Origin of the sequence: Paraburkholderia sp. J10-1, assembly GCF_905220165.1 — a bacterium.
Lineage (GTDB): Bacteria > Pseudomonadota > Gammaproteobacteria > Burkholderiales > Burkholderiaceae > Paraburkholderia.
On record NZ_CAJMYW010000005.1, the window covers coordinates 43,828 to 64,841 of the forward strand.

At 66.8% G+C, this 21,014-nt stretch carries 19 protein-coding genes; 6 read left to right on the top strand and 13 right to left on the bottom strand.

Translation table 11 applies throughout. The features are described from left to right. The first annotated feature begins 61 nt into the window (after window positions 1-61). Both U5A65_RS17645 and U5A65_RS17650 read left to right on the top strand, forming a co-directional pair. On the top strand, window positions 62-2,443 hold the full coding sequence (locus U5A65_RS17645) for a UvrD-helicase domain-containing protein (protein WP_321909130.1): 2,382 nt from the start codon (window positions 62-64) through the stop codon (window positions 2,441-2,443). Window positions 2,444-2,486: 43 nt separating this feature from the next. After that, on the top strand, window positions 2,487-3,305 hold the full coding sequence (locus tag U5A65_RS17650; protein WP_321909128.1) for a 5'-methylthioadenosine/adenosylhomocysteine nucleosidase: 819 nt from the start codon (window positions 2,487-2,489) through the stop codon (window positions 3,303-3,305). A 4-nt stretch (window positions 3,306-3,309) separates the two neighbouring features. Here U5A65_RS17650 and U5A65_RS17655 read toward each other — a convergent pair whose 3' ends face one another. The 6 genes from U5A65_RS17655 to U5A65_RS17680 all read right to left on the bottom strand — a co-directional run bounded on the left by U5A65_RS17655 (window position 3,310) and on the right by U5A65_RS17680 (window position 11,270). Then, complete coding sequence (locus U5A65_RS17655) at window positions 3,310-5,211, bottom strand: propionate--CoA ligase (protein ID WP_321946896.1); 1,902 nt, start codon at window positions 5,209-5,211, stop codon at window positions 3,310-3,312. 167 nt (window positions 5,212-5,378) lie between these two features. After that, on the bottom strand, window positions 5,379-6,014 hold the full coding sequence (locus U5A65_RS17660) for a hydrogenase maturation protease (protein WP_321934962.1): 636 nt from the start codon (window positions 6,012-6,014) through the stop codon (window positions 5,379-5,381). Window positions 6,015-6,295: 281 nt separating this feature from the next. Continuing rightward, window positions 6,296-7,159, bottom strand: a complete 864-nt coding sequence (locus tag U5A65_RS17665; protein ID WP_069268663.1) for an HlyD family secretion protein — start codon at window positions 7,157-7,159, stop codon at window positions 6,296-6,298. 40 nt (window positions 7,160-7,199) lie between these two features. Beyond that, entirely contained in the window at window positions 7,200-7,403 is a 204-nt protein-coding gene (locus tag U5A65_RS17670) for a DUF1656 domain-containing protein (RefSeq protein ID WP_321909219.1), read from the bottom strand. After that, window positions 7,390-9,648, bottom strand: a complete 2,259-nt coding sequence (locus U5A65_RS17675; protein WP_321946897.1) for an FUSC family protein — start codon at window positions 9,646-9,648, stop codon at window positions 7,390-7,392. Before U5A65_RS17675 ends, U5A65_RS17670 begins: the two co-directional genes overlap by 14 nt. Window positions 9,649-9,659: 11 nt before the next feature. Continuing rightward, window positions 9,660-11,270: an efflux transporter outer membrane subunit gene (locus U5A65_RS17680; RefSeq protein WP_321909119.1), complete on the bottom strand. Its 1,611-nt coding sequence runs from the start codon at window positions 11,268-11,270 to the stop codon at window positions 9,660-9,662. A gap of 156 nt (window positions 11,271-11,426) precedes the next feature. On the opposite strand from U5A65_RS17680, the gene U5A65_RS17685 reads away from it, so the two are divergent. Together U5A65_RS17685 and U5A65_RS17690 are read left to right on the top strand one after the other, a co-directional pair. Further along, a complete protein-coding gene (locus U5A65_RS17685) occupies window positions 11,427-12,365 on the top strand; it encodes a LysR family transcriptional regulator (protein WP_321909118.1) in 939 nt (312 codons plus the stop codon). Between the two features lie 155 nt (window positions 12,366-12,520). Next, complete coding sequence (locus U5A65_RS17690) at window positions 12,521-12,664, top strand: hypothetical protein (protein WP_199272076.1); 144 nt, start codon at window positions 12,521-12,523, stop codon at window positions 12,662-12,664. A 22-nt stretch (window positions 12,665-12,686) separates the two neighbouring features. Here U5A65_RS17690 and U5A65_RS17695 read toward each other — a convergent pair whose 3' ends face one another. From U5A65_RS17695 to wrbA, 4 genes are all read right to left on the bottom strand, one after another. Next, window positions 12,687-13,493 carry a metallophosphoesterase gene (locus U5A65_RS17695; protein WP_321909217.1) on the bottom strand — a complete coding sequence of 269 codons (807 nt, stop codon included), beginning with the start codon at window positions 13,491-13,493 and terminating at the stop codon, window positions 12,687-12,689. 53 nt (window positions 13,494-13,546) lie between these two features. Further along, window positions 13,547-14,983, bottom strand: a complete 1,437-nt coding sequence (locus U5A65_RS17700) for an FAD-binding oxidoreductase (protein WP_321909117.1) — start codon at window positions 14,981-14,983, stop codon at window positions 13,547-13,549. Between the two features lie 119 nt (window positions 14,984-15,102). Then, a complete protein-coding gene (locus tag U5A65_RS17705) occupies window positions 15,103-15,459 on the bottom strand; it encodes a DUF2069 domain-containing protein (protein ID WP_321909214.1) in 357 nt (118 codons plus the stop codon). Window positions 15,460-15,527: 68 nt separating this feature from the next. Beyond that, the gene (gene wrbA, locus U5A65_RS17710) at window positions 15,528-16,145 is read right to left on the bottom strand and encodes an NAD(P)H:quinone oxidoreductase (RefSeq protein WP_321909115.1); all 618 of its coding nucleotides are present in this window, start codon (window positions 16,143-16,145) and stop codon (window positions 15,528-15,530) included. A gap of 93 nt (window positions 16,146-16,238) precedes the next feature. Between wrbA and U5A65_RS17715 the strand changes: the two genes are divergently transcribed. Beyond that, window positions 16,239-17,540 carry a YihY family inner membrane protein gene (locus tag U5A65_RS17715; RefSeq protein ID WP_321909112.1) on the top strand — a complete coding sequence of 434 codons (1,302 nt, stop codon included), beginning with the start codon at window positions 16,239-16,241 and terminating at the stop codon, window positions 17,538-17,540. Between the two features lie 46 nt (window positions 17,541-17,586). On the opposite strand, the gene U5A65_RS17720 is transcribed toward U5A65_RS17715, so the two are convergent. From U5A65_RS17720 to U5A65_RS17730, 3 genes are all read right to left on the bottom strand, one after another. Beyond that, entirely contained in the window at window positions 17,587-17,907 is a 321-nt protein-coding gene (locus U5A65_RS17720) for an Mpo1-like protein (protein ID WP_158757479.1), read from the bottom strand. A gap of 95 nt (window positions 17,908-18,002) precedes the next feature. Continuing rightward, on the bottom strand, window positions 18,003-18,842 hold the full coding sequence (locus U5A65_RS17725) for an alpha/beta hydrolase (RefSeq protein WP_321934959.1): 840 nt from the start codon (window positions 18,840-18,842) through the stop codon (window positions 18,003-18,005). After that, complete coding sequence (locus U5A65_RS17730) at window positions 18,839-20,173, bottom strand: O-acetylhomoserine aminocarboxypropyltransferase (RefSeq protein WP_321934997.1); 1,335 nt, start codon at window positions 20,171-20,173, stop codon at window positions 18,839-18,841. Before U5A65_RS17730 ends, U5A65_RS17725 begins: the two co-directional genes overlap by 4 nt. 319 nt (window positions 20,174-20,492) lie before the next feature. Between U5A65_RS17730 and U5A65_RS17735 the strand changes: the two genes are divergently transcribed. Beyond that, on the top strand, window positions 20,493-20,948 hold the full coding sequence (locus tag U5A65_RS17735; protein WP_028214657.1) for a CBS domain-containing protein: 456 nt from the start codon (window positions 20,493-20,495) through the stop codon (window positions 20,946-20,948). Window positions 20,949-21,014: the final 66 nt, after the last annotated feature.

Below are 21,014 nucleotides of genomic sequence, written 5' to 3' on the forward strand. Positions count from 1 at the left end.
GCCTTTGCCGCGCGCCACGTCCCTGCGGTGATGTCCCCAGGGGCACGCTCCTTTTCAGCCCATGCCCGAACTGCTCGCGAACCTGAACCCCGAACAACTCGCCGCCGTCACGTTGCCCAACGAACCGGCGCTCATTCTGGCCGGGGCCGGCAGCGGCAAGACGCGCGTGCTGATCACGCGCATTGCGTGGCTGATCCAGCAGGGCATGGCTTCGCCGTCCACCATTCTGGCCGTGACCTTCACGAACAAGGCCGCGCGCGAAATGATGAGCCGCCTTCAGGCGATGATGCCCATCGACACGCGCGGCATGTGGATCGGCACGTTCCACGGCCTGTGCAACCGCATGCTGCGCGCGCATTTCCGAGACGCGGGCCTGCCGCAGACCTTCCAGATTCTCGACACCGCCGACCAGCTCTCGGCCATCAAGCGCCTGATGAAGGGTCTGAACGTCGACGACGAGAAGTACCCGCCCAAGAACTTGCAGTACTTCATCAACAACGCGAAGGAGCAGGGCCTGCGTCCGAAGGACGTGGACGTGAGCGACGACTTCAACCGCAAGTTCGTCGAGCTCTACGAAGCCTACGACCAGCAATGCCAGCGCGAAGGCGTGGTCGACTTCGCCGAGCTGCTGCTGCGCTGCTACGAACTGCTTGCCTACAACCCGCCGCTGCGCGCGCACTATCAGGGGCGCTTTCGCGACATTCTGGTGGACGAGTTCCAGGACACCAACAAGCTTCAGTACGCGTGGCTCAAGCTGCTCGCGGGGCCGGGCAACGCGATCTTCGCGGTGGGCGACGACGACCAGTCGATCTACGCGTTCCGCGGCGCGAACGTCGGCAACATGCGCGACTTCGAGAACGAGTTCCGCGTGAAGCACATGATCAAGCTGGAGCAGAACTACCGTTCGCACGGCCATATTCTCGATGCGGCCAACTACCTGATCGCCCATAACTCGCGGCGTCTGGGCAAGAACCTGCGCACCGATGCGGGCCACGGCGAACCGGTGCGCGTGTACGAGGCGGCGACCGACTCGCAGGAAGCGGGCTGGATCGTCGAGGAGATTCGCGCGCTCATCAATCAGGGGCTCGCGCGCCACGAAATCGCCATTCTTTACCGCAGCAACGCGCAGTCGCGCACGATCGAGCACACGCTCGTGAACGCGGGCGTGCCGTACAAGGTGTACGGCGGGCTGCGCTTCTTCGAGCGTCAGGAAGTCAAGCATGCGCTCGCGTATCTGCGCTTGATCGACAATCCGAACGACGACACGGCGTTCGCGCGTGTCGTGAACTTCCCCACGCGCGGCATTGGCGCGCGCTCGATCGAACAGCTGGCGGATGCTGCGCGCCTCTACAACTGCTCGATGGCTGCGGCGATTCCCTACGTCACGGGCAAGGCGGGCACGAGCCTCGGTTCGTTCGCCAATCTGGTCGCGAAGATGCGCGCCGAGACGGCGCAGATGAGCCTGCCGGAAACCGTCGAATACACGGTGCGCATGAGCGGCCTCGCCGAGTTCTATCAGACCGAGCGCGAAGGGCAGGATCGGCTGGAGAACTTGCAGGAACTCGTGACCGCGGCCACGGCGTTCGTGAGCGAAGCGGGCTATGGCCTCGACACGCCCGCACGCTCGATTCCGCTGCGCCCGGGTGCGAGCGCGGTGCCCGAGCTTGTCTCGCAGGACGGCGAGATCGAGGTGCTCGATGCGCCCACGATCACCGACCCCGCGCAGAACCCCGACGTCATGACGCCGCTCGCGGGCTTCCTCTCGCACGCCTCGCTCGAAGCCGGCGACAATCAGGCGCAGGCGGGCCAGGACGCCGTGCAGCTGATGACGGTGCACGCCGCCAAGGGCCTCGAATTCACGGCGGTCTTCATCACCGGTCTCGAAGAGGGCCTGTTCCCGCACGAGAACAGCGCGATGGAAGCCGACGGCCTCGAAGAAGAGCGCCGCCTGATGTACGTGGCGATCACGCGCGCGAAGGAGCGGCTCTATATCTCGTTCGCGCAGAGCCGATTGCTGCACGGCCAGACGCGCTACAACGTGCGCTCGCGCTTTTTCGACGAGCTGCCGCAGGAGTCGCTGAAGTGGCTCACGCCCAAGGTCGAAGCGGGTGCGCGTTGGGGCGGACGCTCCGACAACGCAGGCTGGGGCCGCGACTGGTTCTCGAAGCCGGGCGGCGCTGGCAATGGCGAGAGCGGCGGCGGCCGCCGCGAGCGCGACGCCTATATCGCGGACAAGAGCCCGGCGCCCGCGTTCGCCAACGAGCAGCGCGCAGCCGAAACGGGCTTCCGTGTGGGGCAGGGCGTGTTCCACACGAAGTTCGGCGAAGGCACGATCACGGCGCTCGAAGGCAGCGGCACCGACGCCAAGGCGCAGGTGCGCTTCAAGCGCCACGGCGAGAAGTGGCTCGCGCTGGCGGTGGCCAAGCTGCAGCCGGTGGAGTGAGCGCGCCTCAGTTTTTGACGAACCAGACGGACAACCTTCAACGATGAACTCTTCGATCCAGGCGAGCGGCACGGCCGCCCGTCCGCTCGGCGTGCTCGCCGCGCTGCCCCAGGAACTCGGCGATCTGATCGCGGCGATGCAGGCTGAATCGGGTGTCGTCACGCGCACGTTTGGCCGGCGTGACTATCACCTCGGCACGGTGCATGGCGCGCCTTGCGTGGTGACGCTCGCGCGCGTGGGCAAGGTGGCCGCCGCCGCGACCGCGAGTGCGCTGATCCATGCGTTCGATGTGGAAGCGATCGTCTTTACGGGCGTGGCCGGCGGCGTGGGCGAGAACGTCCACGTGGGCGACGTGGTCGTGGGCGAAACGCTGCTCCAGCATGACATGAACGCCGAGCCGCTCTTTCCGCGCCACGAGATTCCGCTGCTCGCGCGTTCGCGCTTCGACGCCGACCGCGCGCTCGCCGACGCGCTTGCCGCTGCCTGCGAGCGCTTCATCGCGGAGGAAGGCCCGTCGCTCGCCGCGCATTTCGGCGCAGCGTTGCCGCGTCTCGCGAGTGTCGCGCCGCAGGTGCACCGCGGGCTCGTGATCAGCGGCGATCAGTTCGTGGCGAGCGCGGCCGCCGTGGGCGCGCTGCGCGCGCAGTTGCCCGACGCGCTCGCCGTCGAGATGGAAGGCGCGGCGATCGCTCAGGTCTGTCACGAGTACGACGTGCCCTGCGCGGTCGTGCGCACGATCTCCGATACCGCCGACGAACACGCGAGCACCTCGTTCTCGAGCTTCCTCACCGATATCGCGGGCACGTATTCGACAGGCATCCTCAAGCGTTTTCTCGCCGGGTACCGCCCGCTCGCGCGTTAAGCGATCAACCGTTGTTGCCCGCGCTGACCGCCTCGCGAATCGACTGCAGCGCGGAGGCGTCCTCAATGGTCGGCAGCTCGCCCGGATCGCGGCCTTCGGCGAGGGCCGCAATCGCGCGGCGCAGCAGCTTGCCGGAGCGGGTTTTCGGCAGCATCGGCACGAAGTGCACGCGCGCGGGGCGGCCGATCGCGCCGAGCTGGCGGTCCACCGTCACGGCTAGCGCGTGCGCGAGCTTTTCCGCATCGGCGGGATGGGCGGCCGCGTTCGCGTCGCGCAGCACGACGAACGCCAGCGCGGCCTGACCCTTCACCGCATCGTTCACACCCACCACGGCCACTTCCGCGACCGCCGCGTGCGACGAGATCGCCTCTTCGATCTCGCGCGTGCCGAGACGATGGCCCGCCACGTTGATCACGTCGTCGGTGCGGCCGAGGATCGTCACGTAGCCGTCGCTATCCTGCACACCCCAGTCGAAGGTCGAATACACCGGCTGGCCGGGCACGCTTTCCCAGTACGTCTTCACGAAGCGCGCGTCGTCGCCCCACACCGTTTGCATGCAGCCGGGCGGCAGTGGGTAGCCGAGCGTGATCACGCCTTTCTCGCCTTGCGCGCAGGGCTCGCCCGTGTGCTCGTTGCGCAGCACGAGGTCGTAGCCGTAGCAGGGCACGCCCGGCGAGCCGAGCTTTTGCGGCATGGGGTCGACGCCGCGCTGGATCGCGAGCATCGGCCAGCCGGTTTCCGTTTGCCAGTAGTTGTCGACGACGGGCTTGCCGAGCGCGTCCGAGATCCATTGCGCCGTGGGCTCGTCGAGTGGTTCGCCCGCGAGAAAGAGCGTGCGCAGGCTCGAAAGATCGGCGCAGTGCAGGAGCGCCGGGTCCTGCTTCTTGAGTACGCGAATGGCCGTGGGCGCAGTGAACATCAGGTTGATGCGGTGCTGCTCGACGAGCCGCCACCAGATGCCGCCGTCGGGGCGGATCGGCGTGCCTTCGTACATCACGGTGGTCATGCCCGCGAGCAGCGGCGCATAGATGATGTAGCTATGACCCACCACCCAGCCGATGTCCGACGCCGTGAACATCGTGTCGCCCGCGCGCCCCTCGAAGATGTATTCCATCGAAGCGGCGAGCGCCACGGCGTAGCCGCCCACGTCGCGCTGCACGCCCTTGGGTTTGCCCGTCGTGCCCGAGGTGTAGAGGATGTACGAAGGCTCGTTCGATTCGAGCCATTCGCACGGAATCTGGACGTCGTAGTGTTGCTCGCGCAGCGGCTCGTAATCGACGAGATACGGCGCGTTCAGCCGCTCGGGCGCGAGCTGGCGATCGATCAGCAGCACCTTGGGCGGCGCGAATTCGGCGCGCGCCATCGCTTCGTCCACGAGCGGCGTGTAGTCGATCACCTTGCCGCCGCGCGCGCCGGCGTCGGCGGCGACGAGCAGCACGGGCTTCGCGTCGTCGATGCGCGCGGCGAGGCTCGGCGCGGCGAACCCGCCGAACACCACCGAGTGGATCGCGCCGAGGCGCGTGCAGGCGAGCACGGCGAACACGGCCTCGGGAATCATCGGCAGATAGATCAGCACGCGCTCGCCGCGCGTCACGCCGAGCGAGCGCATCACGGCGGCCATGCGGTTCACTTCGGCGTGCAGGTCGGCGTAGGTGTAGCGGCGCTCGATGCCGGTTTCGGTCGAGACATAGACGAGCGCGTTCTGGTGCGCGCGCGACGTGAGGTGGCGGTCCACGGCGTTGAAGCACAGGTTCGTGCGGCCGCCGCAGAACCAGCGCGCGAACGGCGGGTTCGAGCGGTCGAGCACCTGGTCGAAGGGCGTCTCCCAATGGATACGCGCGGCTTCGCGGCGCCAGAAGTCGTCGGGGTTCGCGATCGACTCGCGGTGAAAATCGCGGTAACGCATGACTGCCTTCCTCCCGTGCTGATGGTGCAGGCGACCGGTGCGGTGATCCAGCACAGTGGTCCGGATCTGGCGCAGTTTTTCAGGATAGTGCAGTGCAATGCATGCGGGCAACGCGGGTTCTCCCGCGGGTTCTGCCGCAGATTCTCAATGACGGCTGTACGCGGCCTTCAGCCGCGCAGGTCCGGATGCGCGAGACGCGGCAGTGGTGCGGCGCGCCAGCGGTGCAGCCAGCCGCGCGCGGCTTCGACCGTGGCATCGAGTTGCGCGCGCACCAGGCTCGACAAGCTCGCGCCGTAACAGTCGCTGGCCTGCGGCTGCACGCCGATCAGCACGAACTCGCGCGGCGAGCGGCCGCTCAACTGCGCGCAGGCGAGCGCATCGGCGAAACCCATGCCTGGGCGGCTCGGACGACACATGTAGAGACGTTCAGCCGCCGCGTCGCCGGTGAGCACGCGAAGCGCGCCCGGCGCGAGCCCGAAATCGATTGCCGTGAGCACGATCAAACGCTGCGTGGATTCGACGACGGGCAAGAGCGCACGGCCGCGCGTGCCGCCTTCCACGAGTTCGACCTGGGCGGGGCATTGCCAATTCGTCTTCAACTGCTCTAGCGCCAGAACGCCCACGCCAGCATCGCCCCATTGAACGTTGCCGAGGCCGAGCACGACCACGCGCTGCGGCGCGCTGGCCCGGCGGTTCGCGAGCCCGGCCAGCGCGCGGTGCGCGAAGGCGCGCACCGCGCCAGGCTCGCGCGTTGCCTGCGGGATGTTGCCGATCTCTGGGGGGCGATGTAGGCGAGGGATCACGTTGAGGGTGGGTAGGGAGAGTTTGCGAATAGGAATAATCCGAGTAATTCGGGAAATCTCTGTTGATGCGTATCAATCGAGATAGGTTTTATCGTGATAAGGACAATGTTTTGCAATACTCATCGATTGGCCGTCAGAACAACGTGCGGCAGCCGCTAACACTCCGTCTGCGCGCAGCAACAAAAAAGGGGAACGCCAAACTGGCGTTCCCCTTTTGCGTGCGCTTTTGCGTCGTCCGGCTGGCGGCGCGTGCGCGGTCAGCCGGTTCCGTCGCCGTTCCATCACGTCCCCGGCTTCACCACCACCGTGCAGGTCGTGCCGGCCGCGAGCACCATGTCGTCCGGCACCTTGTCGATATGGATGCGCACCGGCACGCGTTGCGCGAGCCGCACCCAGTTGAAGGTCGGATTCACATCGGCGAGCAGTTCGCGGCTTTGCGGATTGTCGCGGTCGTAGATGCCGCGCGAGATGCTTTCCACGTGACCTTGGAGCGTGCCACCGCTCATCAGCTTGATATCGGCCTTGTTGCCCACCTTCACGTGCGGCAGCTTGGTTTCCTCGAAGTAGCCGTAGACCCAGAACGAATGGCTGTCCACCACGGCGAGCTTGGCCTGGCCCGAGATCGCGTAGTCGCCCTGGAACACTTGCAGGTTCGTGATGTAGCCGTCCACCGGCGAGACCACGCGCGTGCGTTCGAGGTTCAGCTTGGCGGCGTCGAGCGCGGCGATGGCCTGCTGATATTGCGCCTGAGCCGAGTTTGCCGTGTGCGAAGCGTTCTCGCGGTTTTCCGCCGAGACCACTTCGCTGTCCATGTCAGCGCGGCGGCGCGCGTCGTCCTGGCGCATGGTCAGCTCGGCCTTGCGCGCGGCCACGGCGGCTTCGGCCTGCTCGACGGCGATCTGATAGTGCGACGGGTCGATCTGCATGAGCAAGTCGCCCTTGTGCACGAACTGGTTGTCCTTCACGGGCAGCTCGACCACGGCGCCCGAGACGTCGGGGGCGATATTCACCACTTCGGCGCGCACGCGGCCGTCGCGGGTCCACGGTTCGTCCATGTAGTGAACCCACAGGACGCGCCCGACCAGAATGGCGACGACGAAGATGATGGCCGTCGCGATAAAGCCAATGAGGTTGCGGATTGTCATGATTCGGTTGATTCGTTCAGCGATGCATTCAGCGGCGCAATTAGTGATAAACCGCGAGGCCGAGCACGCAGCACACGACCACGAGCAGGCTCACGCGAAAGAGGGATGGGTGCCACACGACCCGATACAGGCCGGTTCTGGCCAGCACGGAATCGAGCACCCAGGTGACCGCCGCGCCCAGAATGAAGAGCAGCACGATCGCCGGGATATAGGCGTCGAGAAACGCGACGTCACGAGGCATGATTGGCTCCCCGATTGTCTTTATGAGGTTGACGGGCACTCTCGCCCTCGCTGCCCGCATAGGCCGCGAGCGGCGATTGCGGGTCGATGAGCGCGGTGCGGATGAAATGCAGATGGCTCTGGATGCGCTGCAGCTGGTGGCGCTCTTCGCGCGGCGGCGTGTCGCCACGCTCGGCCGCGCTCGCTGCATCGGGCTTCCACATGCCTTGCAGCACGCTCTGGCTTGCGTCGATGGCGTGCACGGTTGCCGCAAGCGCGGCGCGGTAACGTGCCTCGCTTGGGCGCTCGAAGAGCGCGCCCACGGCCTTGAGCGTCGCGTCGATCGCCACGCGCCAAGCCGTTCCCCGTGCGTACTGCGGATGCGCGGGCAGCGTGGCCAGTTCGTGGCGCAGATCGAGCGCGGCGTTGCCCACTTCGAGCGTCGAAAAGAGCCAGCGCAGCGTGTCGCGGCGTTGCGCGTCGTCGTTGCCGGCGATCGCCGAGAGCTGGAACATCAGGTCGCGCGCGCCGCTCTCGAAGCGGTTGCGCAGTCCCTTCAGGCGCGCGCGGCAGGCCTGCACGGCGCCGCCGCGCAGGTCGGCGAGCAGTCGCCGACGCAGCCACGGCGTGGAAGGCGGCAGCAGCACGGCGAACGCGAGCGCCGAGACAGCCATCGACGCGATCAGCGCGAGCGCATCGTTCATATAGCTGCTCGGGTTGTACTGCACGACGTTGTCCGGGCCCGCGAGAAAGCACAGGAAGATGCAGTAGCCCACGCCGTAGCCCGCGTATTTCGGGCGCGTGGTGAGGAACACGCCGAGCGCGAGCGCGGGCGTGAGCGCGACGCACAGCATGGCGAAACCGTCGATATGCGGAAATACGCCGAACGTGAGAACCATGCCGACGAGCGACGCGAGCACGGTGCCGAGCGCCATCTGCGTCGCCATGCGCGAGGGCTGCGGTGCCGCCGAGGCAAGCGCGCAGGTCGCGGCGGCATTGAGCACGAGGGTCGAGCCGCTCGGCCATGCGGTGGCGATCCAGAACGCGCCGAGCAGCGTCATCACGATCGCGGCGCGCACGCCCGAGACGCCTGCTGCGATCAGGTTCGTCTTCGGCACGTAACGCGCAATCCATTTTTCGCGCGAGTGCGTGTCGACGGCGAGCGAGGCGTAGGTGGCCGTGTACTCGGTCATCTCGTGTACGAAGCGGTAGAACAGTTCCGTGGCGGTGTCGAAGTCGAGCAGGCGCGCATTGCCTTGCGCTTCGAGTTCGGCGCGCGTGGTGCGCACGCGCTTCGGCAGCGCCGAGCGGTAGTCTTCGAGTTGCTTCGAGGCGTGCGTTGCATCCGCGGCTGTGAGCACCGGCTCGCCCGCTTTCGCGAACAGCGGCGCGATCTCGCGGAAGTACGGTTCGAGCGCATCGACGGTGACCACGGAGCCGTCCGCGCGCAGACGGTTCATCAACTGATGCAGCGCGTGAAAGCGCGTGGAGACCGTCATGAACTCGGTGTTCAGACGCGCGAGGCGCCCCGAGCGCATGCGCGCGTCGGGAGACTCGAACACGGCCATGCTGCGGTTCGCTTCGAGGCCCACGACGTCGGCGACGAAGCGTGCATTGCTCGCTTCGATATGCGAACGATCGATACGGCCGGCGAGCGCTGCGGACACGTAGTCGACGAACGACGAGAAACGGCGCCGCACGTTCGAGCGCAGCAGCTCGCCCGTAAACTGCGGAAACACCACGGCGCTGACGAAGCCCGAGCAGAGAATGCCGATCGAGATCTCGCCCACGCGCGTCATGGCCGACATGAACGCGCCGTCGGGATGCTGCGAGGCCGGAATGCCGATGAGCGCCGCCGTATAGCCCGCGAGCACGAAGCCGTACGAGCGGAAGTTGCGGTTGCGCGCCGCGCCCGCGGTGCACAGCCCGACCCACAGCGCCGTCGAGACGATGAAGAGTTCCGGCTGTTGCGCGAAGAGGCCGATCAGCGCGAGCATCACGACGAGGCCCACGAGCGTGCCGCACAGCCGGTAGAAGCTCTTTGCGAACACCGGGCCGCTTTGCGGCTGCATCACGATGAACACGGTCGTCATGGCCGTGCGCGGCTGCGGCAGGTCGAGCTTCATGGCGATGCCGAGCGCGAGCAGGGCGGCTGCGATCGCCTTGAAGAGATAGATCCAGACGAGGCCGTCGGTGCGCGCCCAGTCGGCGAGCGCCGCATAGAGGCTTTGGCCGCCCGGCTGCGAAGGTGAGGAGGTGGACGCCTGCATCTTCGGCTGCCTTAGTGCGCCGCGCCCGATGCGCTGGCATCGGCGGCGTCGGGACCGGACGAAGCATGCGAGCCGTGCGGCGCGAGCAGCGCCGCGGGCATCAGCGGCACGTCGCGCGTCTTCTTGCCGTGCGCGGGCAGTTGCTCGGCGTCGGTCGGGCCTTTCGCGGCGGCATCGCTCGATGCGTCGATCATGCCGCCGCCCAGCGCCGCGACGAGCGTGGCGTGTGCGGCGAGGCGCTCGGCCTGGATGTGCGCCACGCCTTCCTGCGCGCGCAGCAGCTGCGTTTGCGCAATCAGCACGTTCACATAGTCGGTCAGGCCACGGCGGAAGCCTTCCTGCGCGAGATCGTAGTTGCGCTGCGCGGCTGAGACCGAGCGGTGCGCATCGTCTTCCTGCGTCGCGAGCGAGCGCATGCGCACGACCTGATCGGCGATTTCCTTGAGCGCGGTGACGATCGTCTGGTTGTACTGATCGACGGCGATGTCGTACGCGGCGGACTGCGCGCCGAGCTGCGCGCGCAGGCGTCCGCCGTCGAAGATCGGCAGCGAGAACGCGGGGCCAGCCGCGTAACTGCCGCTCATCGACTTGAGGAACTGGAACAGCGGGCCGGCCGCCGCGTAGCCGCCCATCGAAACGAGCAGGTTCACGTTCGGATAGAAGTCGGCCTTCGCGACGTCGATGCCGCGCGCTTGCGCGGCGACGAGCCAGCGCGCCGCGACCACGTCGGGGCGATAGCCGATCAACTGCGCGGGCAGCGCCGAAGGCAGGCCTGCGGGTGCGGCGAGCGAGAGCGCCGGGCGCTCAATCGATTCGCCGGCGCCCGGGCCCTTGCCCGCGAGCGCCGCGAGCTGGTTCTTGCCGAGCGCGATGGATTCTTCGAGCGCGTCGATCTGGCGCTCGTACTCGGGCAGCGGCGTTTGCGCCTGGCTCACTTCGAGCTGGGTGCCGATGCCGCCCGCGAGACGCTTTTGCGCGAGCGCGAGAATGCGCTGCTGCTGGCCGAGCGTTTGCTTCGCAATGTCGAGCAGCGCGTAGTTCATCGACATCTCGATGTAGGTGCGCGTGACATTGACTTCGAGTTCGAGCTGCGCCGCGCGCGCGTCCGCAGCGGTGGCGTGCGCCACGTCGAGCGCGCGCTCGGCGTTGTTCTTGTCCTGGCCCCAGAGGTCGAGGTGATACGAGAGGCCGAGCGTGGCCGTGTTGTTCCACGTGTTCGAGCCCGCGAGCGACCCCGGTCCGTAGTAGATGTTGTCGGACCATTGCTGGCGCTGGATGGACATGCTGCCGTTGATTTGCGGCAGGAGCCCGGCCTGGGCCACGCCCACCATCGAGCGGGCTTCGCGCACGCGCGCCTGGGCGGCGGCAAGCGAGGGGTTGCCGGCCACGGAGGCCTCGATCCAGGCGTTCAGTTGAGGGTCGTTATAGCCGCGCCACCAGTCGCTGGCGGGCCAGCTCGCGTCGGTGTTGGCCGCGCGGATCGCCGATCCGGCGTCGAGTTGCGCGGCTTCGGCCTGCTTCGCTTGCGGTGCGATGCCCCCGGTACTGGCGCAGCCCGCGATTATCAACGAGAACGTAAGAACCGTGAGTGCGGCTAGTCCTTTCGGTACCGGAGACTGCACGATTTACTCCTTATCTTGACTATGAATCACTGTGCGTCATTATATTTTTTGCGCGATTGGTGAATAACCGGTAAGGATGCAAGGCATTTTTACGAAACATGAGACAATCGATCTTACGAAATATGAAACAATTCGTGAGTCAGATAGAGGATTGGTATGGATACGCTTCAAAACATGCGTGTATTCGTCCGGGTGGTGGAGGCGGGCAGCTTCACGGGCGCGGCGCAATACCTGAACACGACCACGGCTTACGCCTCGCGCGCGGTGTCCGATCTGGAGGCGCATCTGCGCACGCGCCTCTTGAACCGCACGACGCGCCGCATCGCGCTCACCGAGGCGGGCGAGCGCTACCTGCAGCGCTGCGAGCAGATCCTCGCCTACGTCGATCAGGCGGAAGCGGAAGCCGGCGACGCGCATGCGCGCCCCTCGGGCAAGCTCAAGGTCCATGCCATGACGAGCTTCGGCCAGCACTATGTGGTGCCGGCGGTGGGGCAGTATCAGCAGCGCTATCCCGACGTGCACGTGGAGCTGACGCTTGCGCAGCGCATGCCGGACCTGCTCGACGAGGGGTATGACGTGGCCCTCGTGGTCGCGACCGATCTGCCGGATTCGGGTTTCGTGTCGCAGCGGCTCGCGAGCGCGTTCAGCATCGCGGTGGCGTCGCCGGCGTATCTGGAGAAGCGCGGCGTGCCGCAAAAACCCGCCGATCTCGCGCAGCACACCTGCCTGCAGATGGTGACGCCCGTGTTCCCGACCGCCCAGTGGCACTTTACGGGCCCTGAAGGCGAGGCCACGGTCGATCTCGGCGCGGCGACTTTCCAGGTGAACGTGGCAGAGGCGATGGCGGTGGCCGTGCGCGAGGGCATGGGCGTGGGCCTGCTGCCGATCTATTCGGCGATCAGCGGTCTGCGCAGCGGCGAGCTGCAGTGGATCCTGCCGGAGTACAAGTCGCAGGAGATGAACGTCTTTGCGGTGTACCCGTCGCGCCAGTATCTCGACGCGAAGATCCGCACATGGGTCGAACTGCTGCGCGAGAGCATGCCGTCGACGCTCGCACGCGATCAGAACGAGTTGCGCCAGTTCGCACGCACCTGAGGCGCCTGCGCTTGATCAAGAGGCGCGCGCGGGCTGTGACAGCCTGTTACAGCTTGCGCAGATGGCAACACTTGCTTACGCCCGGCGGCGCGGCGGCTTGGTAAGGTAGCGGGACTGTTTCACGCAACCCTCTTCTGCCAACACCGGGAACTTACATGGATACGCATCTGATGATCGGCATCGCCGTGATGATGGGCCTGATCGGCATCGCGGCATCGCGCGATCTGCTGCGCATGCGCCGCGCGCAGCTGCAGCCCGTGACGCTGCGCGTGCGCCGCGACGACGCGCGCATGCACTAAACCCGCAGGCGCATTCGCCTCGCTAGATGTCCACCACCTTGTCCCATGCAAAGGCCGGATTCTCCGGCTGCCCCGTGCGGCGGTCGCGATAGCCGCGCGGATTGCACACCACGCGCGTGCCGTTGACCGTGTAGTCGAAGCACGTATGCGTATGGCCATGTATCCATAGCGCGACAGGCGCGCGCACGAGCGCGTCGAGATCGCTCACGAATCCCGCCGACACCTGATCTTCCGCATAGCGCGGCGCAAGGCTTTGCCTGTGCGGCGCGTGGTGCGTCACCACGATCGTCTCGCCCGCGAAGGGCTTCGCGAGTTCCGCTTCGAGCCACGCGCGCGAACGCGCATGGAGCGCGAGCGAGTCGGCTGGGGTGAAGTCGCGCGCCAGCGCTTGCGGGCTATCGGGCCAGGACACCTGGATCAATCCGCGAAAGTCGAGCATCACGCGCATCGCGGCCGCAATGGCGGCTTCGCGCGCGGCGTCGTCGGCGCCAAAGAGCGCGAAGTCCGCCCACAGCGTCGTGCCGAGCACGCGGAAGCGGCCCGCCGGATCGACATACACGCCGTCGTTGAGGAAATGCACGTTGTCGAGCGTGGCGGCGGCGTCGCGCATCGCCGTTTCCAGCGCGCCGAGATCGCCGTCGTAGTACTCGTGATTGCCGGGCACGTACACCACCGGCACCTGCGGATCGAACGTCTCCGCCGCCCAACGCAAACCGAGCCCGTGATTGTGGATGTCGCCCGCAAGCACGACGAGATCGGCCTGCGCATGCGGGATCGTGTCGGGCTCGTCCTGCTCCAGATGCAGGTCGGACAGCACGCGGATCTTCAGCGGGGTTTTCACCGAGTCTTTCACCGGGTCTTCCACGATTCTCGCTCCTTCGATCAGGGCAGCACTTTCCCCGGATTCATCAGGTTCAACGGATCGAGCGCGGTCTTGATCGCACGCATGAGCGCAATTTCGACCTCGCTCTTGTAGTGCATGTTCTCGTCGATCTTCAACTGCCCGAGGCCGTGTTCCGCGCTGATCGTGCCGCGATGGCGATCCACGCTGTCGTAGACGATACGGTTCAGCGTCTTTTCGTTTTCGGCGAGAAAGCGCTTCGGGTCGCCGCCTTCGGGCGCCTGCACGTTGTAATGCAGATTGCCGTCGCCGAGATGGCCGAACGTGACCATGCGCGCGCCGGGCACCGTGCGGGCGATCTCGGCGTCGGTTTCCTCGATGAAATGGCCGATACGCGAGATTGGCACGCCGATATCGTGCTTGATGTTCAACCCTTCCTGCGCCTGCGCGAGCGGAATGTGCTCGCGGATATTCCAGAACGCCTGCGATTGCGCGAGGCTTTCGGCGACTACGGCGTCTTCCACGAGACCTTGTTCGAGCGCGTCTTCCATGAGCCGCTCGAAGAGTGCGCGTGCGTGTTCCTCGCTTTCGTTATCCGAGAGTTCGAGCAGCACGACCTGTGCGTGATGCTCCGCGAACGGATAACGCATTTGCGGGAAATGACGGCCGACGAGCTGCATGCAGAAGTCCGACATCAGCTCGAAGCCCGTGAGCAGCGGTCCGGCGTAGCGCTGCGCGAGCGCGAGGAAGTCGAGCGCCGCGTGCGCCGAGCCGAGCGCGGCGAGCGCGGTGACGCGCGCGGCCGGCAGCGGATGCAGCTTCATCACGGCGGCGGTGATGATGCCGAGCGTGCCCTCCGCGCCAATGAAGAGATCGCGCAGATCGTAGCCGGTGTTGTCCTTGCGCAGCCCGCGCAGGCCGTCCCAGATCTCGCCTTGTGGCGTGACGACTTCGAGGCCGAGACACAGCTCGCGCGTGTTGCCATAGCGCAGCACGCCGGTGCCGCCGGCGTTGGTCGACAGATTGCCGCCGATCGTGCAGCTGCCTTCGGCAGCGAGCGACAGCGGGAAGAGGCGGCCCGCATCCTTGGCGCGCGCCTGGACTTCGGCGAGGATCACGCCGGCTTCGACGGTGATCGTGTTGTTGTGCGCATCGATTTCCCGCACGCGGTTCAGACGGCGCAGGCTCAGCACGGCCTGGCTGCCGCTCGCGTCGGGCGTTGCGCCGCCCGCGAGGCCCGTGTTGCCGCCTTGCGGCACGAGCGCGACGCGATGCGCGTGCGCGAGCTTCACGACAGCGGCCACTTCCTGCGCGTTGGCCGGGCACAGCACGGCGAAGGCCGCGCCCTGGTAGCGGCGGCGCCAGTCGGCGAGGTAGGGCGCGGTGTCGTGCGCGTCGGTCAGCACGTTTTGCGCGCCGATGGCGGCGGCGCAGGCGTCGAGAAAGGCTGGGCTGGCGGTCGGGGTGGAGTCGGTCATGGTGTCTCGGAGTGTCGCGCCTGCGCTGGGCTGGCGCGCGGCACGATTGTCGTGAAGCTCAAACGCCTAGTGTGACACGGCGATAGCCTTCACGCAGCGTGCGCGGTGGAGAGAGCCGCTCAGGCCGACTCGCGCTTCGCGGACTTTGCGGCAGGTTTTGCAGCACGTTTCGCGGCACGCTTGTACGGCGCGACATAGGCAAGCGCGCACGCGAAGAAGCCGAGCGAAAGTGCGACTTCCACCCAGCCGAGCCGGTTGCCGGGCGCGGGATCGGTCATGCCGCGCACGATGCCCTCCGCGAAGTAGAGCAGCACGAGCATCGCCGCCCATTGCAGCGTGTAGAGCCTGCGTCGCAGCACGCCGGGCAGCGCAATGGCGAGCGGCACCGCTTTGAGCACGAGCGCGCTGCCACCCGGGCGCAGTGGCGCGAGCCGCCATTCCCACGCGATGCACAGCAGCGTGAGCGCGGCGAGCATCGCAAAGGCGCCGAGCGCGGCGCCGCGACGCTGGGCGATGGGCTCGGTGACGCTCTCCACGCTGGCATTCACAGCCGCTGGCCTCGCTCGCTGGGCGCGAGCGCGAGCGCCGCGCGCGCCAACCGTACGCCCAGCGCGCTCGCGAGCGTCTTCTCTTCGGGGCTCAAGCCGTGGCCGCGCGCGTCGTGGCGCGCGTGATGCGAGGCGCCGTAGGGCGTGCCGCCGCCCTGCGTAGTCGTGAGCGCGCTTTCGGTGTAAGGGATGCCCACAAGCAGCATGCCGTGATGAAGCAGCGGCAACATCATCGAGAGCAGTGTGCTTTCCTGGCCGCCGTGCAGGCTGCCCGTCGACGTGAACACGCACGCGGGCTTGCCCGCGAGCGCGCCCGAAAGCCACTGGGGCGTCGTGCCGTCGAGAAAGTACTTGAGCGGCGCGGCCATATTGCCAAAGCGCGTGGGCGAGCCGAGTGCGAGACCCGCGCATTCTTCGAGGTCGCGCAGTTCGACGTAGGGCGGCCCGTCGGAGGGGATATCGGGCGCGGTGGCCTCGCAGACCGTCGAGACGGGTGGCACCGTGCGCACGCGCGCCTCGGCGCCGGGAACACTGTCGATACCCTGGGCAATTGCGCGCGCGAGCTCGCGGGTTGCGCCATGTCGACTGTAGTAGAGCACAAGAATCGGTTTCATCGGGCCTCGTCGGTGGACGGGATATTATAGGGGTTGGGTTTGCCGCCGCCGCGCGGCAGTCAAAGTGTTCACGGTGGCGAGGAAGACGGGCCAATGGATGTGCTGTCGACAGTGAAGATCGATCTGGACATCGTGAAGCGGCTCGCTCGCTTCGCGGCGCGGCGCAGCCGCGAAGATCGCATTCCGCAGGTCGCGGGCAGCCTCACGTTCACCACGCTGCTCTCGCTCGTGCCGCTCGCCACGGTTGCGTTCGCGCTCTTCACTGCATTCCCGATCTTCGCGTCGTTCCAGAACTCGCTGCAGGCTTTTCTCGCCGATCACCTCATGCCGGCGCAGATCAACAGCCAGATCTTCAAGTACCTGAACCAGTTCGCCTCGAAGGCCAAGGGCCTCACGACAATGGGCATGATCGTGCTGTTCGTCACGTCGGTCATGACCATGATGACTGTGGAGTCGGCCTTCAACCTGATCTGGCGCGTGCGCAAGGCGCGGCCGTTCGCGCAGCGCGTGCTCGTCTACTGGGCCATCCTCACGCTCGGGCCGATCCTGATCGGCGTGAGCCTGTCGATCTCTTCCTACGTGTTCACGCGTTCGGCTGTGATCGCGACCGAGCAGCACGTTTCGGTCATTCTCGACTGGATGCTCTTCGGCGCTTCGCTGCCGCTCACGGCGCTCGCGTTCGCGATGCTCTATGTGTACCTGCCGAACTGCCGCGTGCAGTGGCGCGATGCGCTGGTGGGCGGCATCGCCGCGGCGATCGCGTTCGAGGCGGCCAAGCGCGGCTTCGGCTACTACGTGCGGCGCATTCCGACCTATACGGCCGTTTACGGCGCGTTCGCGGCCGCGCCGATGTTCCTGCTGTGGATGTACCTGAGCTGGTTCATCACGCTCGTGGGCGCAATGATCACCTCGGCGTTGCCCGAAATCCGCACCGGGCGCTTCGACCGGCCGCGCTTTCCGGGCAGCGATCTGCTCGATGCGCTCGAACTGCTGGCGGGCCTCGCCGAAGCGCGGGAAGCGGGCGAGCCGGGCCGCACGACCGAGCAACTCGCGCAACTGCTGCGGCGCGACCTGGCCACGGTCACACGCCTGATCAACGGTCTCGAAGAAGATGAACTCGTGGGGCGTCTCGAACAGGACGACCGCGCGAAAACGCTGTTCCTGCTGATCGGCAATCCCGCGCGCATCACGGTGGCGCGCATCTTCGACCGCTTCGCGATCGATCGCGAGGAACTGGCGTATCAGCTCAAGTCGAGCAGCATCGACGCGCCCATGCTGCTAGGCGCGCTCGACAACGACAGGCTGTCAATTTCACTCGCGTCGCTGATTGCGACGCGGCGTTTCCCGGCGCTAACGGAAGAGCACGCGCCGGTGCTCCCGCACCCGGCGGCGTGACGGTACGGCGCGCCTGCGAGAGGCGCGCCACCGCGTCCGATCGCGATCAGAGAGAGATCTTGCCGCGGCAGATATCCGCGAACATGACCCAGTCGCCCATCAGGCTGTAGATGGGGTGACGGAAGGTGGCCGGGCGGTTCTTCTCGAACTTGAAATGTCCGACCCACGCGAAGCCGTAGCCGCACACGATGGCGAGCGGCAGCCAGAGCCAGTTGCCCGTGGCGATCGCCATGCAGACGAAGCCGATCACGCCGAGCGACCCGATGAAATGCAGCCGCCGCGAAACGGGATGGCTATGCTCGCTCAGGTAGAACGGATAGAACTCCGCGAAGCTCGAAAAATGCTCGGTATGCGTGGTGGGTTGCATTGTCTCCTCCTTTCTGCGTGGGCCGCAGGGGATGGTTGATTCGGCCATTTTCCGGCGTTCCGAACGACCGTGCAACCAGGGCAGGCGTCTAAATCTCAGCCGTTGCCCACGCGCGGCACCTGCTGCGTTGCAAAAGCGTAGAGCGCGTCGAGCGTTGCATCGGGCTGCTCGGTCATCAGCGCGTGGCCCGCGTCCAGCGTGACGGTGTCCACCGGCGTGCCGGCTTGCGCGAAGGCGTCGGCGAGGGCGCGCGCCGCGCGTGGGGGCGTCATCGCGTCGCGTTTGCCGACGATCAGGCGCACCGGGCAGCGCACCTTCGCTGCACTAGCGAGGCCATCCACGTAAGCGTTGCACGCCGCGAAATCCGTATGGAAAAGCTGCGGCTCGCCGCGTGCGGCGACACGCTCCATCAGCCGCTGGTTCATGCCGCGCAGCCAGAAACCGGGCCCGGGGCTCGACGGCTTGGCGGCAAGCGTCGAGTGCGACCACGCGTTGACGAGCGCGATCGCCTCCGGTTCGCGCTCTCGCGCGGCTTCGAGCAAGCTGGGCGCGACCGTCATCGGAAACGCGGTGGCGAGCAGGGCGATGCGCTGCGCGCGCTCAGGATGGCGGGCCGCGAATTCGAGCGCGATGAGCGAGCCCATGCTGTGGCCGGCGACGAAGGCCTGCGGCGCGTTCACCGCGTCGAGCAGCGCAGCCACCCAGTCGGCGAGCGCGCCGATGCTCGTGAGCGCCGGGCCCGCGCTGCGCAGGTGGCCGGGCAGATCGACGGCCAGCGCATTGAAGCCGTGGTTCGCGAAATAGCGCGACTGCAGCCCCCAGACGCTATGGTCGTGCTGCGCGCCGTGGACGAACACCGCGAACGGCAGCGCGGGGTCGATCGCGCGCGAGGCCGTGTAGGCATAGACCGGCTTGCCGGCGACATCGACGATCATGACGCCTCCCTGCCGGCGGCCTTGGCCTTCGACGCGTCCGCTTTCTGCGACGCCTTCAGCGCGCGCTTGAGGTCGTCGACCAGGTCGGCGGGGTCTTCGAGTCCGATCGAGAGCCGGATCGTGCCTTCTGCGATGCCGGCGGCGGCCAGCGCCGCGGCGTCCATGCGGAAATGCGTGGTCGAGGCAGGGTGGATCACGAGCGAGCGCGCGTCGCCGACGTTGGCCAGGTGCGAGAACAGCGTGAGCGATTCGATGAAGCGCTTGCCTGCCTCGCGTGCCCCGCGCAAGTTGAAGCTGAACACGGCGCCCGCGCCGCGCGGCAGCAGACGTTTGGCCAGCGTGTAATCGGGATGGCTCGGCAGTTCGGGCCACGCAACCGATTCGACCGCCTCGTGCGCAGCGAGAAATTCGACGATGCGCCGCGCGTTCGCCACATGCCGTTCCATGCGCAGCGGCAGCGTTTCGATGCCTTGCAACAACTGCCAGGCGGCCTGCGGATGCAGGCACGCGCCGAAGTCGCGCAGGCCCTCGCGGCGCGCGCGCAGCAGGAACGGCGCGACCGTGCTTTCCTCGCTGAACACCATGTCGTGAAAGCCCGCGTAGGGCTCGGTGAGTTCGGGAAAGCGGCCCGACGCTTCAAAGTCGAACGTGCCGCCATCCACGAGCACGCCGCCGATCGTCGTGCCATGGCCCCCAAGGAACTTGGTGGCCGAGTGATAGACGAAATCCGCGCCATGCTCGAAGGGGCGCAGCAGGTAAGGCGTGGTGAACGTCGAATCGACGAGGAGCGGCACGCCGTGCTCGTGCGCGATGTGCGCGACGGCTTCGATGTCGAGTACGTCCAGGCCCGGATTGCCGAGCGTTTCGCCGAACAGCAGGCGCGTGTTGGGCCGCAGCGCCGCGCGCCAGGCGTCGAGGTCGCCGGGCTTCACGAAGGTCGTCTCGATGCCGAAGCGCTTGAGCGTGTAGTGCAGCAGGTTGTGCGAGCCGCCGTAAAGCGCCGCCGAGGCGACGATGTGCGAGCCCGCGCCCATCAGCGTGGCGATCGCGAGATGCAGCGCCGCCTGGCCGCTCGCGGTGCCGATCGCGCCCGCGCCGCCTTCGAGCGCGGCCACGCGCTCTTCGAACACAGCGACGGTCGGGTTCGAGATGCGCGAATACACGTGGCCCGCCCGCTCCATGTTGAAGAGCGCGGCGGCGTGGTCGGTGTCGCGAAACGAGAACGAGGTGGTGAGGTAGATCGGCGTTGCGCGGGCGCCGGTGGCGGGGTCGGGCGCCGCGCCGGCATGCAGCGCGAGCGTGTCGAAACGGCTATCGGGATTCGATGACATCGTGGCGGCGCGGCCGGCGCGAACCGGCCTGGTGTCGAAGGTGAAGGGCATCGTAACACCGGCGGCGGGGCGCAGGGACGCCCGGCCAGGCGTTTTTCGGGCCCGATGGAGGGCCGCCCGCGTGTCTGCCCGCGAGGCCGCGCGGGCGGCCAGTCTTGCGCCGGAAAACCTTTCGCCACGGGTTTCGGCAGACGTTTCGGAGCGCCGTGGACCGCCCGCCGCGCGGCTTTCCTTTTAACAATCTTTCCGCTAGGATCGAATGAGGTAGGCATCTTTTCAGCATTTCCCCCATTACTAGCGGCATTCCTGGAGACACATCATGCGTGTCAGCGACATCCTCAAGGTGAAGGGCAATACGCTCTTCACCGTCACGCCCGATACTGCGCTGCACGAGGCAGTCAACACCATGGCCGAGCACGATATCGGCTCGCTCGTCGTCATGGAGTACGGCGATCTGGTCGGCATGCTCACGTTCCGCGAGATCATCCTTACGCTGCGCGCGAACGGCGGCAGCGTCGGCACCACGACGATCCGCAAGGTCATGGACGATCATCCGATCACCTGCACGCCGGAAACCGAGGTCGACGAAGTGCGCCGCATGATGCTCGAGCATCACGTGCGCTATCTGCCGGTCATGGAAAGCCGCTCGCTCATGGGCGTGATCTCGTTCTACGACGTGGCGAAGGCCGTGGTGGAAGCGCAGGGCTTCGAAAACAAGCTGCTCAAGGCCTATATTCGCGACTGGCCGGAAGAGGAACGCCAGCCGGCGCGCTGAGCGCAGCCGTCCTTCCGTCCAACGCCTGGGTTGGTCAGCATGAAAAAGCGCGCGTCAGGCGCGCTT